Here is a 17,683-nt window from a genome sequence, read left to right on the forward strand (position 1 = left end):
ACTTTTCCACATCCTATTCCTCTCTTTCTATAGACTGCCTACAGTATATAGAAAGTAGATTTATGATGGAAAACTGTTGAATCTTATTTGTTGAAAACTGTTGTCTCTAGTTTAACGTTTACAACGGATTAGGGAACAGTTACAATTGAAACTGTTTCTGTTCGATTAATGATTGAATAGGAAACAAAAAAGAACTTTCTAGGAAATGACTAGAATGTTCTCTTTCGAATTATATGTTGTCTTATCAAGACATTTACCATTCAATTCCTCGCAACATAAGTACCCCCAACTAAATCATGAATACTTCGTTTGTCTTCTCGAAATAAGATCATACCTGCACTAACCACTATTGAAATCCCGAGGGTTAGTGAACCAATTAAATAGTATCCTACGATTTCCCTCATGAACATATTAGATAGTGTTACATTTCCATGATCCATTCGCTTTACTTGGATATTGCACAATCTTTTTCCAATGATATAGCCGCTCCAAACAATGGGGACTACCATTAAATAAAGCGTGTATATAGATTGCCACGCAACTCCATTTGCAAAGCTCAACGAAAACGAACCTTTGATTATAAACGTAAATGAAGCCACGATAATAGACAATACTAAGAAATCCAAAAAACTGGCGAGGACTCTGATACCGAGTCCAGCATGATTCTCTTGAATCAATTCATTCAATCCTTTCTTTACTGACAGTGTTTTTCATTTCAACATTAAAGAATTGTGCTATCTTAATACTCTGCTAGAATTGGGATAAGGATAATATTGGTTTAGATTGAGTTATTAGAATTATACTGTAATTCAATGGAAGATAGATAGCGAAACTTTTTTGAACAATAGAAGTAAAGAATAGAAGTCATGACCTTTAAACTGGTAACAGGGGGCCCCTATAGATGATGAATGAAAAGTTAAGTACATTTTTGGCTGAACAGAATCAACGTTTTGAAGCTGTTTACAAGCCGGTTGTCTTACAAAATTGGATGGCGGCTACAACGGGTGAAAAACAGTGGGAAGAGTTACATGAGAAGTCGCTAACTGCTTATCATAGAAACTTTTCAGAAAAAGAGGACTTTGCAAAAGTCATTCAGTTTAGAAAGGAAACGTACCTTACAAGACTTGAACAGCGCCAACTGGATGACCTATATAGTAAAATGCTGCCCAATCAGCTTGATGAAAAACTAGTACAGGAAACGGTTGCTTTGGAAAAAGAACTATCGAGCAAATTCAATACTTTCCGACCTCTTTTACACGGAAAGAAATGTACCAATAATAAGATACTGAACATTTTGAAAAAAAGTGAAGATAGCGAAGTACGGAAAGAAGCATGGCTATCCAGCAAGCAAGTTGGAGTGGAAATCGAAGAGAAACTACTTCAACTAGTGCATATCAGAAATGAGAATGCACGCGCACTAGGTTACTCAGATTTTTATCAGATGAACTTGGATGTTCAAGATCTAAAAGACGCTGATGTATTTTTGATATTTGAACGTCTCAAGAAGGTTTCAGATGAACCATTCCGTAAAGTTAAAAAAGAAATCGACAACGAACTAGCACAAAAAATGAATATCGATGTAAAGGATCTCCGTCCTTGGCATTATGCAGATCCTTTTTTTCAGGAAGCACCCGCTAAACAGACTATAGACATAGACAAACATTTCACAGGAAAGAATATTGAGGAAGTCGCTTCAGCAACATTTGAAGCGGTGGGACTAAACATTGATGATATTCTCAAAGAAAGTGATTTGTATCCACGTGAGAATAAAAATCCATTCGGGTTCTGTACAAATATCGATAGACAAGGTGATGTTCGGATTTTAGTCAATATAGATGAAAGTGTTTTTTGGACGACTGCACTTCTGCATGAGCTCGGTCATGCTTCCTATTTCAAAAATATCGACAAGGGGTTGCCATTCCTTCTGCGAAGTCATTCACATTCAATCACTACGGAAGCGATTGCATTATTCTTCGGCCGCATGACTAAAATGTCTCAGTGGCAAAGTCGCTTTCTAGGTGTGGAACAAAAGGAACAGGATACCGCCATGAATCAGCTGTTGCAGCGACAACTGTTAGTATTTGCGAGATGGGTGATCACATTCGCCACTTTCGAAAGGGAATTGTACCAAAATCCAAATCAGGACTTGAATGGATTATGGTGGAAGTTAGCTGAAGAAATTCAATTCATAAATCCTCCGGAAAGAACGGATTATCCAGATTGGGCATCGAAAATGCATTTCTCTTTAGCGCCTGTAACCTATCAGGACTATTTGCTGGGGGAATTAGTAGCGTCGCAACTTCATCATCATATCGTTACTACTATTTCTTCGGATATTTTCACTATAAAGGTTGGAGAGTATTTTAAAGACCATATATTTAAGGATGGGGCATCTTTTCAATGGAATGAATTGATTGAAAACGCGACGGGCACTGGTTTAGATCCTACGCATTTTGTCAACCAGTTTTGTGTTGGGTGGAATATTAAAAGTTAAGGGTGATTTTTTATGAAGATACGAAAACTTAGGTTGGATGAGCAACTTCCTATGGATTTGCTGCTACTTGCAGATCCATCGGTTGAAATGATTGAAAAATATTGCGATGCAGGCGATTGTTTTATCGCAGAAAGTGAATCGAAGACTATAGGAGTTTATGTATTGATGCAAGCAAGTGTCAATCGTCTAGAGTTAGTCAATGTAGCGGTAGCTGAAGATTTTCAAGAAAGAGGAATTGGTAAGCAGTTAGTGTTAGATGCTATTAAGGTGGCTAAATATAAAGGCTTCAGCACACTACAAGTCGCCACAGGTAATTCAAGCATTGGTCAATTGGCACTTTATCAAAAGTGTGGTTTTAGAATCGTTGGTGTAGATCCAGACTATTTCCTGATTCATTATTCAGGAGCAATTTTCGAAAATGGTATACAGTGCAGAGATCGCATAAAATTAGAACTAAAGTTAAACAAATGATAATAGGAAAGACCAAAAAATAAATATATGTATGTATTCAAAGGAGTGAAATTTATTGTGAGGAAAAACCTAGTCCTCTTATTTGCTATACTGTTGGTTATTAGCGGGTGTTCAAGTATAAATGCTGAAACCAATACAATCACTGTTTCTGATTTAACGAATCGAGAACAAGCGCTTCTATCAATGAATACAGACAATGCGTTCATGTTCGATTATGATGTTGATAAGGAATTTAAAGAAGTAAGTGTGTGGGTAGAGAAGTATGAAGACGGGAAATTCGCTCATGATCCAATTTCTTCATTTATCACTCCTGTGGAAAAAGACGGTACGATTCTTTTTACATTGCAAAGACCTATACCTGGGTTTGACCAATCAGTTTTGAATCTAGGAGTTATAAGTAAAGACGGCAGCGGCTCTGTACAAAACTCAGATGAACAGCCTGAGAAATTCGAAGAAATGGCATCTACTGCGAGTACTTTTTCTGGAGAGCTGAACCCCCTTAATGAAGAGAATGTAATAGCGACCATCTGCTTCTCAAAGAACGACGCAGGGCTGAGTACAATCACTTCCAGCTATTATGAAGATCCTGAAGCGAATGTAGAAGAGTTGGCTCAATATGACCTCGTGTATGTTTTGAAGGTTCAGTTCAAGAAGTAGGGTAAGGAGAGGAAACAAATGATTATACTAATCGTGCTTATCGTTTTGTTTCTAGGATTGGCAATTCTATTTATGAATGGTAAGGGAGAATTCTTGATCGCTGGATATAACACGATGCCAGATGAAGAAAAAGAGAAGTATGATACAGTTCGCTTGTGTAAATTTATGGGCAAGTCGATGTTTGCACTTACCTTCAGTATGATTATTTGGGGATTAAGTGACTTATTCGGCATGCCTATCCTATTTTACGTAGGTTTGGTAGTATTCCTTGGTATCGTTGTATTTATGATCGTTTATATGAATACCGGCAAGAGATTTCAAAAGTCATCGTTATGATTGAGTGACTTTGAATGAGAAAGGATTACTTACGTAAACTGGTTTTGGGTTCACATGAATGATGTATCCAGAAGGAGGAAGACGATGAACTATGAGGTCGACCATATCGGGATTGCTGTCAGAAGCATTGAAGACGCACTGCCTTTTTATATTAATGTTTTGAAAGGGACGTTGGAAGATCAGTATACAAGTGATGTGCCTGGTGTTGAAGTCCACGTTGCTGTTGTCCAAACGCATGGACAAACATTTGAATTACTTGAACCAACAAATAGAGAGTCACCGATTGCCAGGTTTATAAGACAAAAAGGTAAAGGGGTTCACCATATCGCATATCGAGTCGAGGATTTGGACCAGGCAATCCAAGATGCGAGAGATAAAGGAATCCGCTTTTTAGAAGATACGTTGCGAACGAATGCCAGGGGACGGAGACTTATCTATTTAAATCCTGCTTCAACCGAGGGGACATTGTTTGAGCTATGCAGTTACCCTGGGGATTAACTCCATAATCTTTGCAAACAAAAAAACAGAGATGGAAAGTCTCTGTTTTCTTTTTACAATGTCTAGTTATTGAACAGTTATTCGTCCATTATCTGATCTTAATCGGATTATATGTTCACCTGCTCCAAATGCGGTTCGAGAGTTGTTTTCGCCGAAGACGTCTACTCGACCGTGAGCAGTTTTTGTTTGAATGGTAACATTTGTCGGCTTTTCTTCAGATTGTATTAAGATGCTGCCATTGTCAGTTTGCATATCAATATTACGATCCAAGCTATTGGTCAGCAGTGTAATACGGCCGTTATCCGTTTCGCCCACAATGTTTCCGTTCACGTTGCTGAGCTCAATACGACCATTGTCCGTTTCCACTGCAATTCCATCTGCTTCCACATGATGCATTTCGATCCGGCCATTATCCGTTTTTGCGATAATGCGGTCAGATTGTGTATTCGTAACGTCAATGCGTCCGTTGTCCGTTTTTGATTCCAATAGTCGAGTTGCGATTTCTCGTAATTGAATTCGTCCATTGTCGGATTTTACTCGGAGTGATTGACTCAGCAGCTTTTCAGCGCAAATTTTACCGTTGTCCGTTTTAAGTGAAATGGAATCATACAACTTTTTAGGAATCGAAACCTTTAACGTAACATTTTTCATTGGAAAACTGAACATCATAAATCGTGGACGCAGGCTTTTTACTTTAATAACAAGGAGGTTGCCTTTTACCTCAGCAGACAATTTTAACTTGTCATTGGTGCCTGACAACTCCACTGTTGTTATATGGTCTTCAGAAGGTAATAGGATCAGTGCACCGTATTGAACATCAATGGCAATATCTTTAAAGGAATCATCAGGGATCCGGATGATTTCAGTAGAAGCATCCGGTTTAAGGACTTCTGTCGGCGCAGGATTGGAATCTATCAGATCATTGGCAATGGAAAGAGGGGACCCAAGGGAAGCTGTAATCTCGCTATCTGACTTCCCATCTTTACGCCCGTCACCAAAGTATTCCCGTATGTCCTGAATAATGTCCTGCCGCTCTTCAAATGGAAGCCGGCTCAGCAAACTTTCAAGTTCAGTAATGTATTGGTTTTCAGTCATTATTAAACCCCTCCTTAATTAGTGTGTTCACGCCTTGTGAAAAATGCTGCCACTCCTTCAGCTGTTCATGAAGATACTCACGGCCTGAATCTGTTAGTGCGTAATATTTACGAGGCGGACCTTCTGTGGATTCTTTTAAGTACGTCGTAAAATAGCCTTCCTTTGTTAACCGGCGTAAGAGGGGATAGACTGAACCCTCAGAAATGGAGATTTGATTGGAGATCTTTTGTACCAATTCATAACCGTACCGATCTTGTTTGTCTAGAAGAACTAGTACACACAGGTTTAGAACACCTTTCTTAAATTGGATGTTCACAAGTATTCCACCTCCTCCACTACTATTCATAGTATAGTACTGATTTAAAAAAATACCTTATGGATACTATATCACTCAGTAGTGTTTAATGCAAGGTACTGATTTTAGAATACTTCGTGAAATACATATTGTCTGTGTAGGTATACCTATTTCTGTTAAATAATGAAACAATGGATAGACGTTTTACGTAAAAAAGTAATTCAACCATTGTATTTCATCGGAATGGGGGCACATTATGGCAAGTGAGGGATTAAAGGGAATAGTATTTTTAGGTGTTATTGTTTTGTTTGTCTTACTATTCATCTTCAAAAATGCGGCGCATCGATTTAAAGTAACTTTTTCAAGTTTTTTAATTGCTTTGTTATCATTTGCAATCGTGTACTTGCCGGGTATAGGTTATATATTATTTCTATTTTGGGCGCTTGGATTTTTATTTTCTGGGTTGGGAATCATCGCATTACTAGTTGAAACCATCCTATTTGTGAAGAGGAAGAAAAAACAGGATGAGACTTCTGGTAGTAATCGATAACTAATTGAATAGGCTGAGTTCCCTTATGTATAAGGGAACCCAGCCTGTGTTAAAATTAGCAATCTTTTTTGTGGTGATGACAATTGTCGTTTCCATTTGATACGTAAGAAGCACCAATGATAATTAGTAGAATGAAGAGAACTACGAGAAGTGCAAAACCGCGCCCATTACCTTGACCACGGCCATATCCGCCTTGTTCGCAACATCCACCATGACCGCCATGTCCTCCGTAACCCCCATGTCCATTCCAGCAAGGATCACATCCATAACCCATACTTTTCACCTCCCCGAACTATTAGAATCTCTCTGTCGAACATAATCATAAGCTGTTAAGAGTTAACGAGTTTAAACTCGATTTTCCCCACCTCCAAGTTGCCTATGTAAGTAGAGTATGCGGGCAATTGGTAAGTGACCTGGACGTTCACACAGTTCCTGATATTTTGCGTGTTGTCCCTGCCGATCCATCTTTACTTTCATATACTGCTAGAGGATGACCACGATTGGGGGGATATTAATGGCAAATGGAAACATGTTTCAGACGTGCAGCCGACATCGAGGTAAAGCGGTTATGATCCGAACAAAAGATGGCAGGGAACATCGCGGAATTATCCAGCATGTGGATAATCGGCAAGTGTATTTGCGGCCCATGAATAGCGGAAGGAACTTGGGAGGATTCGGCTACGGTTTTGGAGGTTACAGCTATCGAGGGAGAGGATTTGGTTTTGGAATAGCATTAGGGGCAATCGCGACACTTGTGCTACTCCCGTTCTTTATTTAGTGTGTTGAGGAACGATGGATTTAAAGGGTGTGCCAGGTACTTATTCAATAAGTACCTCCTTCTTTTTTGATATCAGCTTTACGAATAAGAAAGGTTTGCAATGACTTCTGATTCTTCGCCTAAAATATCGACTATACCTATCTTTTTCTCCCGCAAATAATTTTCTACCAAATAATAACCAACGCAATAACCAGCCATTTTAGGGAACTTATTCCACCCGTATAAAAGTTGATTGTGCAGGGGATGGGATCTATTCAGCTTTCGGTCAGGTAAAATAACTTTGTTCCAGATCCTATTAATCTGTTCGTTGGAATAAAAATTTGTCCAGTTCGAAATGAAAGCCGTTCCCAAACGTTCACGTACCGCATGTTCAGCTAGACCTTCCAGAATAATTGAATCGAGCAATGTAAACAACTGTTCATCTTTTTGCAGGTGCCATAATCTGCAAACATGATTGTATTCATGAATGAGTAACGCTTTTAGTTCATGTTCGGAAATCGTTGCAGGAACAAAAAGAATTAGTTTATCCGAAAATGCTAATCCTGCTTTCCCTTTAGTTTCAGTCATTAACTTCTGATTTGCTGTATTCGAGGGCAATATCACAATGGGAACGTCTGGACCTTTCCATTTCTTTTTTAGGGCTTTGTGTTCCTGGTCCACAATTGACCAAATATTACTTTGTTCCATAGTTCGGACAACTTCTCGGCCGCTATGCGATGACTTTTGATACATCCCGTGCATCCGAAAGTAATCCAATATATCCTTTGAAGAAACGTCAGGGAATAAGGGTTTCATTTTATTACACAATTCAATGGGAACCTGATAGAAGTCCATTAACCAATGATCCGTGTCAATAACAGGCATCACAACACTCCTCTTACTGCTATCGTATGCAGCTTTTAACTTGAGGACACCTAACTAAGATACTTTGAACTGCGTACCTGTTTTCATTTCAACAGAAACTTGCATATCTATAGTAAGAGAAGGAGTCAGGTCGTTTGAATAACATAGATTAGGTTAGTTCAGATGTTTTGTTGCTCAGGACTTATAAAGGCACAAATAGATGAGATGGAGGAATGTAGTGGAAATCCGGATGGCTGAAGATAAAGAGATTTTAGAGATTTTGACACATTGGAAGACTGTCATGTCTGAAGCGACTGCAGGATATCTAGATCCGAAAAAGGATAGCGAGCTCACACCGCTTGCTCCATTTTTTTATGGTGATTTCGATTACCTAGTTTGTTTGGAAGATGAAAAAATCCAAGGTTGGATCGGGATAGGGGAAATCCGTGATATATATATAGATGAATCAAAAGGTTTCATATCAGAGCTCTATGTATTACCCGAACACCGAAATACTGGAATAGGTCGGTACCTTTGCATGGAAGCAATCAGGAGGTTCAAAATCGAACAGTATCACTCGGTACAGTTAAATGTATTTAATGGAAATCACGCAAAGAATCTATACGGGGATTTAGGATTTTCTGAAGTAAGTACGTTGATGGAATTAAAGTTGGATACTCAGTAGTTATTACTAATGAATAAGGCTATTCAAGATGAATACTGAAAGCTATGACTTGAAGGTGTGTATTTAACTTTGCAGATTAAGTTTTACCAATGGGTGAAAATTCAAGTTTGTGTTTCGAAGTTTTCTTGCAAGTCAATCAATGGAATGTTACTATGATAGTAACTATTACGAACGGAGGTGGAAAGAATGAATAATACAGTTGCGCTGACAGGTGTACAAGTAGATATAGCTACATATTTTGCACGTGTCATCACTTTCGATTTTTTGGAGAACGGGATAAGTCTGTCCTTTTTTAGAAAACCAAAAAATCTATGCGTAACTGATTAACTTCATTCTTTTTGCGAAAAGACTGCTTGTTAACAGGTAGTCTTTTTTGTTTGCCTGAAATCAGTGCGCTCTTGGAGGCACTTACTATGCATATTAAAGCGGAAAACCTTACAAAATCGCTGGGCGGCACCACTATACTTGAACAGTTAACAATGGACGTGAAATCGGGTGAACACGTTGCACTCGTTGGTCGAAATGGATGCGGGAAAACGACATTATTGAGTTTGCTTGCGCGAATTGAATTTCCAGATGAAGGTCGCGTGATTCAATCAAAAGACAGTAAAATTGGATACTTACATCAAATTCCTTCTTACCCTGATCTCCTTGTCAAAGAAGTGCTATTAGAAGCATTCGATGAGTTATTAACTATTGAAAAGCGCATGAAAGAACTTGAATTATGTATGGCTGCTGAAGTTTCTGAAAGGGTCCTTAGTCAATACGGGGAACTGCAGGAGTCATTCATGGAACTTGGCGGATATGAAATGGAATCTAGACTCGCTAGTATCGCAAATGGATTAGGAATTACCCAATTCTTACCTCAAAAGTTCAAAGAGTTAAGTGGGGGTGAGAAAACTAAAGTGATGTTGGGGCAGATCTTGTTGGAAAATCCAGATATTCTTCTTTTGGATGAACCGACAAATCATCTGGACTTATCAGCCATTCAATGGCTAGAGCAACACATCCAACAGTTCCAAGGTATCGTTATTCTAGTTTCACACGACCGCCAATTCATGAACCGCGTTGTTCATAAAGTGATTGAGTTAGAGGACGGTCAATGTTGGGTTAGTCATGGAAATTATGATGCATTCTTATCTAATCGGGAAGCAAAATTAGAACAGCAGTTTTCAGAGTATAAAGAACAGCAAAAGAAAATTAAAAAGATTAAAGATGCGATCAGACGGCTGCGCCAATGGGCGAATGAAGCATCCCCGCCTAATCCTGATTTATATCGCAAGGCGAAGTCCATGGAGAAAATGCTAACAAGAATCGAAGTCGTTAAAAGGCCTAAAACAGAGAAGGCGATGCGATTGAGTTTGGAAGCAGGTGAACGGAGTGGAAAAGAAGTGGTTCGGCTTGAACAGCTTAGTCATCGTTTTTCATCATCAGACCCAACACTTTTTGACAGGGTTTCAATGTCTGTTTTTTGGCAGGATCGCATAGCGATTGTTGGAGATAACGGAACTGGTAAGTCCACGCTTTTAAAATTGATAATGAATCAAGAAATTCCTACGAATGGACGAATTCATATTGGAAGTAATGTTAATATAGGGTACTTGGCTCAACAATTCGATACATTGAATAATGAAATGCGACTTATTGATGCCTTTCGGGATGAAATAGCAATGCCAGAACCCGAAGCGCGCCATGTACTTGCACAGTTTTTGTTTTACGGACATGAGGTTTTTAAGAAAATAAAAGATTTAAGCGGCGGAGAAAAGATGCGACTTAGACTCGCACAGCTGATGCAGCAGAATGTTAATTTACTACTTTTAGATGAGCCAACGAATCATTTGGATATTGAAAGTCGAGAAGTTCTAGAAGACGTTCTAGAAAATTTCGAGGGTACCATCATCGCGGTAAGTCACGATCGTTACTTTCTGCAGAAGCTATTTTTAAAAATTGCTTGGATTGATAAAAAAACACTTACCGTTCACGATGGAGACTTTGAGTTTGCTGAACGAAAACAAACTGAACTTTGAATGAGGAGGTACTGATGCAGCGGATTGTCGTGTTGGGTGTTTCTGCTGGTGTAGGCAAATCCACTTTCGCTCGTCAGTTGGGAGCAAAGCTTACGCTTCCCGTCACGTATTTGGATAGGTTGTATTTCGAGCCAGGCTGGAAAGAGGTTAGCGAGGAAGTGTTTCAACAACGACAGGCGGAAGTGTGCGTTCAAAGAGCATGGATAATTGAAGGAAACTATTCAAAAACCCTGTCATTACGAGAAGCGCATGCTGATACGATTATCTATTTGGAACTTCCTCTTTTGGTTTGTTTAGGTCGGGTAGTCAAAAGACGAATCAATTTTCATCAACAGACTAGACCGGAACTTGGCGTGGGCTGTCCTGAAAAAATGGATTGGGAATTCCTGAAATATATTGTAACTACGTATAACCGACGTAAGTTCAATATGCGGAATAGAATGAACCGATATGAGCGTGAAGGAAAAGAAGTAATTCGACTATTTTCTAGACGGCAAATTCAAGAGTATCTACAAAAAGAATTTCCATGAAAAGTTAGCGCACTGCATGAGCAGTTTCCAAGTGAAGTGAGTGTGGTAAATAGTGGGGTTTATGATTACATTGCAGGGTTATGAGCGGAATCGGGGATTGATGATCACATTCGAGAGTTTATGAGCGGAATGAGGGATTTATGATCACATTCGAGAGTTTATGAGCGGAATTGGGGATTTATGATCACCTTCGAGAGTTTATGAGCGGAATGAGGGATTTATGATCACATTCGAAAGTTTATGAGCGGAATGAGGAATTTATGATCACATTCGAGAGTTTATGAGCGGAATGAGGAATTTATGATCACATTCGAGAGTTTATGAGCGGAATGAGGGATTTATAATCACATTCGAAAGTTTATGAGCGGAATGAGGAATTTATGATCACATTCGAGAGTTTATGAGCGGAATGAGGGATTTATAATCACATTCGAAAGTTTATGAGCGGAATGAGTAATTTATGATCACATTCGAGAATTTATGAGTAGAATGGGAGATTTTTGATCTAAATTCCAAATTTATGAGCAGACCCAGCTTTAAAACAACTAGCAATCCACACAGCCACAAAACATAAAAAAAGAGCAGCCACAGCTGCTCTTTTTCATGTGGTTTCTTTTAAGATTTCATCCACTGTTTCATTCACTTCGTTGCGTTTCATCTTCTCTTCTCCTTTTTCAAGGGCAGATAAAGTCTTTTTCGCGAGTGCTAGCGGTATCTTGCAAAATAGCGTAATATTTTTCGTTTGAATGGACTTCATGTATTCATCCGCCATCGCCAAGTTTTCCCGCGCGTAGTCGAACAAGTCTTCACGCGTCCAACCTTCTGGAAGGAATTGAACACCACGTTCGGCGTCTTCATCCTGATTCCGCAGCATATTGACTGCTTGCAGTCCGCGGCCATAGCCAATGGCAAGATTGCGATCTGTTTCGGTGCCATCGTATTGCTCCCAAATATCTGAAAGCATGACGCCAACAAGTCCAGCTACATAATACGTATACTCATCCAAGTCTTCTTTTGTTTCAACTTGGAAGTCTTTCTCTACCCATTTCGCCATACCATCCGCCATAATCGCCGTGACATTCCGGACATTTTCATATAAATCAGGTGGACATACAGAAAGCCAGTCTGCTAAACGCAGTGTGACTTCGGGTAATTGGCCTTCAACAGGTTTTAGCAATTCAGCGTAAGCCTCTTCAGTAAATCCATTCCGAAGAAGTTCAGCAGTTGCACGAAGTAATGCTGTTTTTTTAACTGGATCGAGTTGTTCGTGATCTTCAATTTCATCGATTGCACGTAAGCATAGATAAGCAGAACCGACTGTTTTGCGCAAAGTGGGATTCAATAATTTTATCGGTATGTAAAAAGTGCGGCTCGTTGCTTTCAAAACGCGCATCGCATCTTTTTGTAACGTAGCATCATTCATGTTGGTATCCTTCTTTCCATAAAACAAAGTAGTAGTCTCTAATGTTTCCATCATACCGCTTACTGCAACCGTTTTCCATTGATAAGCGGTTTTTATCATTTGACTACGGAGCAAATGGAATTTATACTGATTAACACTTCAATCATTAAAGTATTTAATCGATGAAGGATATATTTTAGGAGGCATTCTATGAATCAAGAAAACCCGTCTGATTTTGTAAAGTTTGAAGAATTGTTTTGGAGCGTTACACGTGAAATGGGGAAGATGTGGAAACAGATATTCGAGGAACAGTTACCGGGATCCCAATCACATCTGGTTTTTACACTTTCACGAAAAGGTTCAATGAAAATGTCTGAACTTGCAACTGTCCTTGGTCTTACAGCGGGTGCAGTGACTGCAACTTCCGATAAATTGATTGATCATGGCTATGTAAAACGAACCCGTGATGACAAAGATCGCCGTATCGTCTATTTAGCGATTACGGATGAAGGAAGAACCATGTTGCAGGAGTTAAGGGAGGTTGGCAGGACAAAGATGTCCGAAGCATTCAGTCATTTGACTGAAGAACAAATGCCTTTTGTTATCGAAGTGTTTGAACAAGCAGCAAAAAATATATCTACGATGAAAGGGAATGAAGAATGACTCATTTATCTGCAAAAGAAAAAGTAACGATTATGATCGCCATTATGATGGCAATGTTTTTTCTCTGCAATTAACCAAACCATTATCGGTGTTGCTATGCCGCGCATCATTTCACGTCTTGGCGGCATGGATTATTACACATGGGTCATTACCATCTATGTATTGACGATGGCGGTTGCGACAATTTTGGTTGGAAAGTTATCTGATATATACGGAAGAAAACCTTTTCTACTGGCAGGTATCGGAATTTTTATGCTTGGTGCCTTCCTGTCTGGTTTCTCTTCAACTATATTCCAATTAATCGTATTTAGAGGAATCACAGGTATTGGCGGCGGTGTGATTATGTCCACTGCATGTACAGCTGTCGGAGATTTGTATTTGCCTAGGGAACGGGCAAAGTGGACGGGTGCAATAGTGGGATTTTTGGTATTTCAAGTGTGCTGGGACCCCTTATGGGCGGATATATTGTAGACCATCTCGACTGGCATTGGGTATTTTGGATTTTCCTACCTCTTGGACTAGTAGCCTTTGTTTTGATAGCTAAACTTTTTCCAAAGGTACCTAGAAGAGAGGGAGAATCCATCGATTACTTTGGTTCTTTCTTCCTTACAGTGACAATCGTTGCGCTATTGCTCGCATTCAGTTTAGCGGGAGAAGGAGTTGGAAAATACGCCTGGGGTTCTTGGCAAATTATTGGGCTCTTCGGGATGACCGCAGTTGGATTAATTGCCTTCATCATTACAGAGAGTAAAGTGAAAACGCCAGTACTGCCATTGTCACTTTTCAAAAATGATATTGTGACGATGTCAAATATCGCAGGCTTCTTGCTTGGAGCAGGTATGATGGGGGTTATGATCTATACACCATTCTTCATTCAAGGTGTAAAAGGAATTTCCCCAAGCGGCTCTGGTTACATTATGATGCCGATGTCAATTACAATGGTATTTGCTACCACTTTTGCAGGGAGCTTCATGACTAAAACTGGGAAGTACAAAGGCTTAGCCATTATTGGGTTAACTATTGGGGCAATCGGATATTTTTACTGAGCTTTATATCGATTAGTACACCCATTGCGTTACTTATTACGTATTTGTGTATCGTGGGTATTGGACTTGGGCTAAGTATGCCGGTCTTCTCGTTAACTGTGCAAAATGCTGTCAGCCTGCGTCAATTGGGTGTAGCATCGGCTTCTTCTCAATCATTCAGATCTTTAGGAAATACAGTTGGCATTGGTATTTTTGGAGCCATTATGAGTTCAGTTATGACAAAGAAAATGACCTCGCAGTTCTCAGGCACTGCAGAAGATACTTTGGCGAATATACCTCCTGAGGAGGCTGGAAAACTCGGTCAACTCATGAATCCTAAAATTTTGCTGGACACTCCAAGACTTGAACAATTGAAAGCAAGCCTTCCGAATGACATTCAACCAATCGCCACCCAGCTGATCAGCTCCATTAAGAATGTGTTTTCAGATGCATTAACGACTACATTCTTTGTTGCTGCTTGTATTATGGTTTTGGGTGCGGTGGTGACGATTTTCCTAAGGGTTATCCCGCTAGTGTCTGCCAGCGATTTTAAGTAGGACAATAAGACTATAGAAAAGTAACTGCTAATAATAAGCTTAGTCGATTCCATAATCGGCTAAGCTGTTTTTTATGAAGGAAGACAAATTGACACGAATTCGGTTAGAATGAGCAGTTAAATTGTCAAGTTATGCGGGAAATATTGAATTGATAATTTACTCGATGTAAACTAACTTTAGTATTGAGAAAATAACTTGAACACACTTTACTTTCTGAAGAGTGTTTTTGAAGTATAACTTTATCCGTTCACTAGTTTACAGAAATGGGGATGTGCTAAAAATGATCATGAGGGAACGCATAGATTCTTTTGTACTAATTGAACAAAATCACCATGGGCAGCTTTCTGAAGAAATTATGAGGCATTGGAAAAAAGAATTATTTCCGGATTCAAGACTGCGTGATTCTGTTTTAACCGCCATTAAATTTCATGATCTTGGATGGGAAGCTTTTGACAAAGAGCCCTTCTGGAATGATGCTAAAAAGAAACCGTATCTTTTTACTGACTTTCCCTTGCCGGGGAAGCTTTCGTTATACTCGCAAGGGTTAGACGAAGTAGAAAAAATGGATAGTTATGCTGCGATGTTATGCAGCTTTCACTACTGTCAATTCATGCTGGAAAGTGAAAATGAGGATGCTAAAAAGTTTCTTGTACAGGAAGAGAAGCGAAGAACACGACTAAAAAGCAGTTATCCTGGCTTTGATGAAAAAGTCTTTCATCAACATTACGGATTGCTGCAACTGGGAGATAACTTTTCACTGTATGTATGTGTGAATGAACCCGGAGCTTCTAAAAGTCAGGAACATCCATTTTTCGTGAATGGAATACCTTCACCGGAAGCCCTGAATGGATTACCAACTCACAGAATGGACATCCATTTTACAGATCATAATACGATTCATATAGAGGGATTTCCTTTTGAAGAATCATTTGAAATTTGCTACAAACAGAAAAACGTACTAAAAAGCAAAATTCAAGAAGTTGGATTAATCCGAGCATACGTGGAAACAGAGAGTGAAGAAGTCAAGTTGAGATTCTTAGAAGAATAAGAGAACAGAGAAGGAGTTATCTCAAAGTGGTCTTAAAAAGCCTTGAGGGATAACTCCTTCTCTTGTTTTAAATAGATATCTGAATTATCATTATAGTTAGTTTTAAAAAGTGATAGGGGGATGTTTATGACGGAGCAACTCAATTTGGCAGAAATTATTGACAGCGCACAGAAAGTTCGGCGGAATACATTAGGAGATCTACTCCAGCGTACAAGTGAGCGGTTTCCAAAAAAGAATGCTCTCGTTTACAAAAACCAACGAATAACGTATGAAGAACTTAATGCATTGGTCAATCGTACAGCTCAAGGACTACTGGCCAGTTCACTAACAAAAGGTGATTTTGTCACGGTAATATCTAGAAATAGTTTGGATTTTGTGGTACTTAACTTTGCATTAGCTCGAACAGGTGCAGTAATGGTACCCATAAATTATATGTTAACAGAAGAAGAGATTGTCTATATTCTTGAGCATGCTAAAATTCGTGCTGTATTTTCTTCGGAGGAATTCCAACCGATTATGGATCAGGCACTTGCTCATCACCAAGTAGATTATAAATTCGTTATGGGAGATTGCAGTCAAGAAGTATCGGATGGATGGACGCATATCCATGATCTGCAAAAGAATCAACCGTTTTCCGCACCTGATGTTCAGCTTGATGACGATGATGTGGTACACGTCCTTTATACCAGCGGCACGGAGTCAAGACCAAAAGGCGTCATGTTAAGTCATAAGAGTCTGATTAGTGAGTACGTAAGTTCGATTATTGATGGTAAAATGAGCGATGAAGACATTGTAATTCATGCATTGCCGCTTTATCACAGTGCTCAGCTGCATGTTTTTCTTGGACCGAGTATTTATTTGGGTTCGAGAGGTATTATATTAGAGCAGCCTAGCCCAGAAAAAATTCTTCAAATAATTGAGGAAGAACGTGCTACTTTATTATTCTGCCCACCTACTGTTTGGATAGCGCTTCTTCGTCATCCCGATTTCGATAAAAGAGATTTGTCATCATTGAAAAAGTGTTACTATGGAGCAGCTATTATGCCGATGGAAATTTTGAAAGAGTTAAAGGAAAGACTGCCTGGTGCATCTCTTTGGAACTTTTATGGTCAAACTGAAGTGGCACCTCTTGCAACCGCTTTACAGCCTGAAGATCAGCTAAGGAAATTAGGATCTGCAGGGTTGCCAAGCCTTAATGTACAAACGAAAATTGTAAATGATCAAGATGAAGAAGTGCCGCGAGGGGAATTAGGGGAGATTGTACACAGAACCCCTCATGCGATGAAGGGATATTTGCATGATGCCGAAAAAACAGCGGAAGCCTTTCGTAGCGGTTGGTTTCATAGTGGAGATTTAGGAATTATGGATGATGAAGGATATATCACGATCGTCGATCGAAAAAAAGATATGATCAACACGGGCGGCGTCAATGTTTCTAGCCGTGAAGTTGAAGAAGTGATATATGAAATGGAAGCCGTATCTGAGGTTGCAGTCATAAGTATACCGGATTCGTATTGGATTGAAGCAGTTACCGCAATTATTGTAACAAAAGAAAGTCATTTGGTAACGGAACAAGAGGTTATTGACTTCTGTAAAACACGGCTTTCCTCTTTTAAAACACCTAAGCATGTGTATTTTGCAGAAGAATTGCCCAAAAACCCTAGTGGAAAAGTATTGAAACGTTCTTTGCGCACAGATTATACGGAACGAGAAAAGTAAGGGCTATTAT

Annotated in this window: 21 protein-coding genes and 1 pseudogene; 16 read left to right on the forward strand and 6 right to left on the reverse strand. The window is 39.4% G+C overall.

Features of this window, described 5'->3' with window-relative positions; translation table 11 throughout:
- Positions 1 to 260: 260 nt before the first annotated feature.
- Positions 261 to 686 carry an RDD family protein gene (locus QT716_RS05145; protein ID WP_317934965.1) on the reverse strand — a complete coding sequence of 142 codons (426 nt, stop codon included), beginning with the start codon at positions 684 to 686 and terminating at the stop codon, positions 261 to 263.
- A gap of 215 nt (positions 687 to 901) precedes the next feature.
- Here QT716_RS05145 and QT716_RS05150 point away from each other — a divergent pair, with 215 nt between their 5' ends.
- The 5 genes from QT716_RS05150 (at position 902) to QT716_RS05170 (ending at position 4,456) form a co-directional block, all read left to right on the forward strand.
- The gene (locus tag QT716_RS05150; protein WP_317934966.1) at positions 902 to 2,494 is read left to right on the forward strand and encodes a M3 family metallopeptidase; all 1,593 of its coding nucleotides are present in this window, start codon (positions 902 to 904) and stop codon (positions 2,492 to 2,494) included.
- 12 nt (positions 2,495 to 2,506) lie between these two features.
- Positions 2,507 to 2,965, forward strand: a complete 459-nt coding sequence (locus QT716_RS05155; protein ID WP_317934967.1) for a GNAT family N-acetyltransferase — start codon at positions 2,507 to 2,509, stop codon at positions 2,963 to 2,965.
- A 57-nt stretch (positions 2,966 to 3,022) separates the two neighbouring features.
- The gene (locus QT716_RS05160) at positions 3,023 to 3,622 is read left to right on the forward strand and encodes a hypothetical protein (protein WP_317934968.1); all 600 of its coding nucleotides are present in this window, start codon (positions 3,023 to 3,025) and stop codon (positions 3,620 to 3,622) included.
- A gap of 18 nt (positions 3,623 to 3,640) precedes the next feature.
- Positions 3,641 to 3,958 (forward strand): DUF3784 domain-containing protein, encoded by a 318-nt coding sequence (locus QT716_RS05165; RefSeq protein ID WP_317934969.1) that lies wholly within the window; start codon positions 3,641 to 3,643, stop codon positions 3,956 to 3,958.
- An 84-nt stretch (positions 3,959 to 4,042) separates the two neighbouring features.
- Positions 4,043 to 4,456 (forward strand): VOC family protein, encoded by a 414-nt coding sequence (locus QT716_RS05170; protein ID WP_317934971.1) that lies wholly within the window; start codon positions 4,043 to 4,045, stop codon positions 4,454 to 4,456.
- A gap of 66 nt (positions 4,457 to 4,522) precedes the next feature.
- Here QT716_RS05170 and QT716_RS05175 read toward each other — a convergent pair whose 3' ends face one another.
- Both QT716_RS05175 and QT716_RS05180 read right to left on the reverse strand, forming a co-directional pair.
- A complete protein-coding gene (locus tag QT716_RS05175; protein ID WP_317934973.1) occupies positions 4,523 to 5,551 on the reverse strand; it encodes a DUF4097 family beta strand repeat-containing protein in 1,029 nt (342 codons plus the stop codon).
- A complete protein-coding gene (locus tag QT716_RS05180) occupies positions 5,544 to 5,867 on the reverse strand; it encodes a PadR family transcriptional regulator (protein ID WP_317934974.1) in 324 nt (107 codons plus the stop codon). Before QT716_RS05180 ends, QT716_RS05175 begins: the two co-directional genes overlap by 8 nt.
- Positions 5,868 to 6,102: 235 nt before the next feature.
- On the opposite strand from QT716_RS05180, the gene QT716_RS05185 reads away from it, so the two are divergent.
- Positions 6,103 to 6,396: a hypothetical protein gene (locus QT716_RS05185; protein ID WP_317934975.1), complete on the forward strand. Its 294-nt coding sequence runs from the start codon at positions 6,103 to 6,105 to the stop codon at positions 6,394 to 6,396.
- 55 nt (positions 6,397 to 6,451) lie between these two features.
- Here QT716_RS05185 and QT716_RS05190 read toward each other — a convergent pair whose 3' ends face one another.
- Complete coding sequence (locus QT716_RS05190; protein ID WP_317934976.1) at positions 6,452 to 6,670, reverse strand: YjcZ family sporulation protein; 219 nt, start codon at positions 6,668 to 6,670, stop codon at positions 6,452 to 6,454.
- Positions 6,671 to 6,910: 240 nt separating this feature from the next.
- Here QT716_RS05190 and QT716_RS05195 point away from each other — a divergent pair, with 240 nt between their 5' ends.
- Complete coding sequence (locus QT716_RS05195; RefSeq protein WP_317934978.1) at positions 6,911 to 7,174, forward strand: hypothetical protein; 264 nt, start codon at positions 6,911 to 6,913, stop codon at positions 7,172 to 7,174.
- 78 nt (positions 7,175 to 7,252) lie between these two features.
- On the opposite strand, the gene QT716_RS05200 is transcribed toward QT716_RS05195, so the two are convergent.
- Complete coding sequence (locus QT716_RS05200) at positions 7,253 to 8,038, reverse strand: DUF2268 domain-containing protein (RefSeq protein WP_317934980.1); 786 nt, start codon at positions 8,036 to 8,038, stop codon at positions 7,253 to 7,255.
- A 217-nt stretch (positions 8,039 to 8,255) separates the two neighbouring features.
- Between QT716_RS05200 and QT716_RS05205 the strand changes: the two genes are divergently transcribed.
- The 4 genes from QT716_RS05205 (at position 8,256) to QT716_RS05220 (ending at position 11,259) form a co-directional block, all read left to right on the forward strand.
- Positions 8,256 to 8,702 (forward strand): GNAT family N-acetyltransferase, encoded by a 447-nt coding sequence (locus tag QT716_RS05205; RefSeq protein WP_317934982.1) that lies wholly within the window; start codon positions 8,256 to 8,258, stop codon positions 8,700 to 8,702.
- Between the two features lie 186 nt (positions 8,703 to 8,888).
- On the forward strand, positions 8,889 to 9,029 hold the full coding sequence (locus QT716_RS05210) for an RAxF-45 family protein (protein ID WP_317934983.1): 141 nt from the start codon (positions 8,889 to 8,891) through the stop codon (positions 9,027 to 9,029).
- Between the two features lie 86 nt (positions 9,030 to 9,115).
- Complete coding sequence (gene abc-f / locus QT716_RS05215; RefSeq protein WP_317934985.1) at positions 9,116 to 10,729, forward strand: ribosomal protection-like ABC-F family protein; 1,614 nt, start codon at positions 9,116 to 9,118, stop codon at positions 10,727 to 10,729.
- A gap of 14 nt (positions 10,730 to 10,743) precedes the next feature.
- Positions 10,744 to 11,259 (forward strand): P-loop NTPase family protein, encoded by a 516-nt coding sequence (locus tag QT716_RS05220; RefSeq protein WP_317934986.1) that lies wholly within the window; start codon positions 10,744 to 10,746, stop codon positions 11,257 to 11,259.
- A gap of 601 nt (positions 11,260 to 11,860) precedes the next feature.
- Here QT716_RS05220 and QT716_RS05225 read toward each other — a convergent pair.
- Positions 11,861 to 12,682 carry a phytoene/squalene synthase family protein gene (locus tag QT716_RS05225; RefSeq protein ID WP_317935361.1) on the reverse strand — a complete coding sequence of 274 codons (822 nt, stop codon included), beginning with the start codon at positions 12,680 to 12,682 and terminating at the stop codon, positions 11,861 to 11,863.
- A 189-nt stretch (positions 12,683 to 12,871) separates the two neighbouring features.
- Between QT716_RS05225 and QT716_RS05230 the strand changes: the two genes are divergently transcribed.
- From QT716_RS05230 to QT716_RS05250, 5 genes and pseudogenes are all read left to right on the forward strand, one after another.
- The gene (locus tag QT716_RS05230; protein ID WP_317934988.1) at positions 12,872 to 13,324 is read left to right on the forward strand and encodes a MarR family winged helix-turn-helix transcriptional regulator; all 453 of its coding nucleotides are present in this window, start codon (positions 12,872 to 12,874) and stop codon (positions 13,322 to 13,324) included.
- Positions 13,325 to 13,420: 96 nt separating this feature from the next.
- Positions 13,421 to 14,370 (forward strand): annotated as a pseudogene (locus tag QT716_RS05235) (MFS transporter).
- 53 nt (positions 14,371 to 14,423) lie between these two features.
- The gene (locus tag QT716_RS05240; RefSeq protein WP_317934989.1) at positions 14,424 to 14,906 is read left to right on the forward strand and encodes an MFS transporter; all 483 of its coding nucleotides are present in this window, start codon (positions 14,424 to 14,426) and stop codon (positions 14,904 to 14,906) included.
- A gap of 286 nt (positions 14,907 to 15,192) precedes the next feature.
- The gene (locus QT716_RS05245) at positions 15,193 to 15,954 is read left to right on the forward strand and encodes a DUF3891 family protein (RefSeq protein WP_317934990.1); all 762 of its coding nucleotides are present in this window, start codon (positions 15,193 to 15,195) and stop codon (positions 15,952 to 15,954) included.
- A 126-nt stretch (positions 15,955 to 16,080) separates the two neighbouring features.
- The gene (locus QT716_RS05250; RefSeq protein ID WP_317934991.1) at positions 16,081 to 17,673 is read left to right on the forward strand and encodes a fatty acyl-CoA synthetase; all 1,593 of its coding nucleotides are present in this window, start codon (positions 16,081 to 16,083) and stop codon (positions 17,671 to 17,673) included.
- The last annotated feature ends 10 nt before the right edge of the window (positions 17,674 to 17,683 follow it).

Origin of the sequence: Sporosarcina aquimarina, from assembly GCF_033253705.1 — a bacterium.
In the GTDB taxonomy this organism is placed as follows: domain Bacteria; phylum Bacillota; class Bacilli; order Bacillales_A; family Planococcaceae; genus Sporosarcina; species Sporosarcina aquimarina.

Coding starts and splice junctions, on each gene's coding strand:
- QT716_RS05150 (WP_317934966.1), top strand. CDS start 902: ATGATGAATGAAAAGTTAAGTACATTTTTGGCTGAACAGAATCAACGT.
- QT716_RS05155 (WP_317934967.1), top strand. CDS start 2,507: ATGAAGATACGAAAACTTAGGTTGGATGAGCAACTTCCTATGGATTTG.
- QT716_RS05165 (WP_317934969.1), top strand. CDS start 3,641: ATGATTATACTAATCGTGCTTATCGTTTTGTTTCTAGGATTGGCAATT.
- QT716_RS05170 (WP_317934971.1), top strand. CDS start 4,043: ATGAACTATGAGGTCGACCATATCGGGATTGCTGTCAGAAGCATTGAA.
- QT716_RS05175 (WP_317934973.1), bottom strand. CDS start 5,551: ATGACTGAAAACCAATACATTACTGAACTTGAAAGTTTGCTGAGCCGG.
- QT716_RS05185 (WP_317934975.1), top strand. CDS start 6,103: ATGGCAAGTGAGGGATTAAAGGGAATAGTATTTTTAGGTGTTATTGTT.
- QT716_RS05190 (WP_317934976.1), bottom strand. CDS start 6,670: ATGGGTTATGGATGTGATCCTTGCTGGAATGGACATGGGGGTTACGGA.
- QT716_RS05195 (WP_317934978.1), top strand. CDS start 6,911: ATGGCAAATGGAAACATGTTTCAGACGTGCAGCCGACATCGAGGTAAA.
- QT716_RS05200 (WP_317934980.1), bottom strand. CDS start 8,038: ATGCCTGTTATTGACACGGATCATTGGTTAATGGACTTCTATCAGGTT.
- QT716_RS05210 (WP_317934983.1), top strand. CDS start 8,889: ATGAATAATACAGTTGCGCTGACAGGTGTACAAGTAGATATAGCTACA.
- abc-f (WP_317934985.1), top strand. CDS start 9,116: ATGCATATTAAAGCGGAAAACCTTACAAAATCGCTGGGCGGCACCACT.
- QT716_RS05220 (WP_317934986.1), top strand. CDS start 10,744: ATGCAGCGGATTGTCGTGTTGGGTGTTTCTGCTGGTGTAGGCAAATCC.
- QT716_RS05225 (WP_317935361.1), bottom strand. CDS start 12,682: ATGAATGATGCTACGTTACAAAAAGATGCGATGCGCGTTTTGAAAGCA.
- QT716_RS05230 (WP_317934988.1), top strand. CDS start 12,872: ATGAATCAAGAAAACCCGTCTGATTTTGTAAAGTTTGAAGAATTGTTT.
- QT716_RS05245 (WP_317934990.1), top strand. CDS start 15,193: ATGAGGGAACGCATAGATTCTTTTGTACTAATTGAACAAAATCACCAT.
- QT716_RS05250 (WP_317934991.1), top strand. CDS start 16,081: ATGACGGAGCAACTCAATTTGGCAGAAATTATTGACAGCGCACAGAAA.